This is a genomic window from Streptomyces sp. 142MFCol3.1 (genome assembly GCF_000424945.1).
GTDB lineage: Bacteria > Actinomycetota > Actinomycetes > Streptomycetales > Streptomycetaceae > Streptomyces > Streptomyces siamensis.
Window position 1 is genome coordinate 1 of record NZ_AUKV01000090.1, and the last position, 2,136, is coordinate 2,136.

General features: G+C 68.1%; 3 protein-coding genes and 1 pseudogene. 3 read left to right on the plus strand and 1 reads right to left on the minus strand.

Annotation, left to right across the window (positions count from 1 at the left end; genetic code table 11):
• The coding region (locus H305_RS0143570; protein WP_037767526.1) for a rodlin at positions 1 to 258 on the minus strand (258 nt) is incomplete at its 3' end.
• A gap of 251 nt (positions 259 to 509) precedes the next feature.
• Here H305_RS0143570 and H305_RS49115 point away from each other — a divergent pair.
• The 3 genes and pseudogenes from H305_RS49115 to H305_RS56260 form a co-directional block, all read left to right on the plus strand.
• A pseudogene (locus H305_RS49115) lies at positions 510 to 925 on the plus strand (rodlin).
• 276 nt (positions 926 to 1,201) lie between these two features.
• The gene (locus H305_RS0143580) at positions 1,202 to 1,459 is read left to right on the plus strand and encodes a chaplin (protein WP_037767528.1); all 258 of its coding nucleotides are present in this window, start codon (positions 1,202 to 1,204) and stop codon (positions 1,457 to 1,459) included.
• 131 nt (positions 1,460 to 1,590) lie between these two features.
• On the plus strand, positions 1,591 to 2,136 hold a 546-nt coding region (locus tag H305_RS56260; protein ID WP_028805942.1), incomplete at its 3' end, for a chaplin.

A 2,136-nucleotide genomic window follows, 5' to 3' on the forward strand; every position in this document is an offset into this window, starting at 1 on the left:
GAGACCGACGACCGAGCCGACGTTGGCCTTGGCGGGCAGGCCCACACAGGGCTTGTTCAGCGAGCCCTGGACGAGCGCCATCTGGGGGCTCATGTTGCCGTAGGTGGCCTGGTTGCCGTAGGTCTGCGCGGAGCCGGTGCCCTGGGTCGTGGTGACACCGTTGTCGTTCCCGATCGCCAGCGCCTGCGGCGCGGCGGCAGCCGTGGCTCCGACGACGGAAGCGGCGACCGCCGCGGCGGCCATAACCTTCTTGATCACTTGCTGATCCCTTCTGGAGTAACCCCGTACACCGGAGCGCTCTGGACAACTGGAACCGGCCCACTTGGTTGCTCCGGTTCACCCCAATGGCCCATACGGGTGGCGTCTTCGCCGAGTCCTCGGGCCAGAGGTTCCGTGAATTCCGCAACCCTGAACGCACCATCCGGGTGAGGGGGCGAAACCAAACGCGCCGACGCCGGTTGATGGGGGAGCAGGAATACCTGTCTCTGCCGGAAAAGGGGCCGGGAGTAATGCTCAAGAAGACAATGGCCGCGGCGGCGGTCGCGGCTTCCGTCGTCGGTGTCTCGGCGACGGCCGCCCCGCAGGCGCCGGCGATCGGGACCGACGACGGCGTCACCACGCCCAGGGGACCGGTGCCGAGCAGTCCTACGGCAACCAGGCCGCCTACGGCAACATGAGCCCCCAGCCCTCCCGCGCCCGGAGCGACCTCGACAAGCTGTGTGTGGGCCTTCCTGCCAAGGCCGAAATGGGTTCGGTCGTGGGTGTCCTGATGCCCGTCACCGCCGTCCAGGACGTGCCGGTGCTGTCGGCCGCGCAGAACCAGCAGTGTGCCGAGAAATCCACCCGGGCCAAGGGCGACGAGCCGCTGTCGCACATCCTGGACAACATCCCGGTGGCTTCCGACAGCGGGGCGACCAACAGCTGACGGCTGTTCACGGGAGGCTCGGGCCGAGTGCCGCGTCACGCGGCCGGTCCGGGCCTTTCCGTGCTTTCCCGTAGGCGGCGAGATATTCGGACCGGCCGGGAGAAGCGTTTCTCCGATGTGAGGTTTCCGTGCGAGTTCGGTGCGGGCGATTCGAGTGAATTAACAACTCGGCCGGGTTTCACAGTTTCTTCGCCCCGCTGTCGCTCGTTTGCAGTCCGTAGGTCATGGTGCGAGCCGTTCATGCTGTGCTCGCTCGGTTTCGGCCGTCAATCGGGCATGACCGCAGAGAAGGGAAAGTGCGTGAAGCTCAAGAAGAGCGCTGCAGTCGTCGCGGGCACGATCGCGGCCCTGGGCATGGCAGCCCCCGCCTTCGCCGACTCCGGTGCCCAGGGCGGCGCCGCCGAGTCCCCCGGTGTCCTGTCGGGCAACGTGGTCCAGGTCCCCGTGGACGTGCCCGTCAACGTGTGCGGCAACACGGTCAACGTCATCGGGCTGCTGAACCCGGCGATGGGCAACGGCTGCGCCAACAACTGACGCGGCGAGGGATCAGCCGCCTCGGCTGAGCCGCTGCCGGCCTCGGACAGCCTCTTCGCGTCCGGGGTCGGCCTTCCTCACTTCTACCAGCAGGAAGATCAACGAGATTGCGACAGACTCTGAGTAGGGGAATGGTCGTGGCCGCGGCCGCGACGAGCATCGTGTCCCTGTACGGGAACCCGGCTTTCGCCGACGCGGGCGCGGAAGGGGTCGCCGCGGACTCGCCCGGCATCGCCTCGGGCAACAACGTCCAGGTTCCGCTGCACGTGCCGGTGAACGCCTGCGGCAACACCGTCAACGTGGTCGCTCTGCTCAACCCGGCCTTCGGCAACTCCTGTGCCAACGGCTCGGGTTCGAGCGGAACGAGCGGGACGTCCAGCGGCTCCTCGGCGCACGCGGAGGCCACCGGATCGCCCGGCATCGCCTCGGGCAACAACGTCCAGGTTCCGCTGCACGTACCGGTGAACGCCTGTGGCAACACCGTGGACGTGGTCTCCGCGCTCAACCCGGCCTTCGGGAACGGGTGCGGCTCCGGGGACACGTCTGTGACGACAACACCTCCGAGGACGGTGACTCCGCCGACGACTCCGCCGGTGACCACACCTCCGAGGACGGTGACCCCGCCGACGACTCCGCCGGTGACCACACCTCCGAGGTCGGCGACTCCGCCGAAGTCC

Bases quoted from the DNA above. Each gene is read 5' to 3' on its own strand.
- H305_RS0143580 (WP_037767528.1), top strand. From the start codon at position 1,202: ATGACCGCAGAGAAGGGAAAGTGCGTGAAGCTCAAGAAGAGCGCTGCA.